This window comes from Xanthomonas sp. SHU 199 (assembly GCF_000364665.1).
GTDB lineage: Bacteria > Pseudomonadota > Gammaproteobacteria > Xanthomonadales > Xanthomonadaceae > Xanthomonas_A > Xanthomonas_A sontii.
The window spans coordinates 1-419 of sequence record NZ_AQOI01000485.1 but is presented as its reverse complement, the minus strand read 5'-3'; the positions used below and the strand labels follow the sequence as shown (position 1 = coordinate 419).

The 419-nt window shown below is 73.5% G+C and carries 1 pseudogene; it reads right to left on the bottom strand.

The window, feature by feature from the left end:
• Nucleotides 1–419 (bottom strand): annotated as a pseudogene (locus D183_RS24900) (ferrous iron transporter B); the annotation flags it as partial.

The following is a 419-nucleotide window of genomic DNA, read 5'->3' as shown; positions in this document are numbered from 1 at the left end:
CGGCAGCGGCGAGGGCTTGCGCCGGCGCGACAGCAGCCAGGCACCGAGGCCCAGCACCAGCAGGCTCAGCCCGCCCCACAGCCACAGCGGGAACCCGTCATTGGCCGGTGCCTGGGCGGCCGCCGCAGCCGGCGCCGCCTGCCCGGCCTGGGCCAGGCGCTTCTGCGCCGCGGCCAGGTCGCTATCCTTCAGCGCGATCAGTTGCTGCTGCTGGGCCTTGAGCTTTTCGAGCTGCTCCACCCGCGAACGCAGTTCCTGGACCTCGGCATCGCGTGCCGCGAGGTCTTCGCGCGCCTGCTGCAATTGTTGGGCTGCCACCATGTCTCCTTCGTCGCCGGCACCGGTGCCGGACTTGGTTCCCGCCTCGCGGCGCGTCGCTGGCACCGCCGGCGCGATTTCCAGGCGTGCGCCGGCGGCCG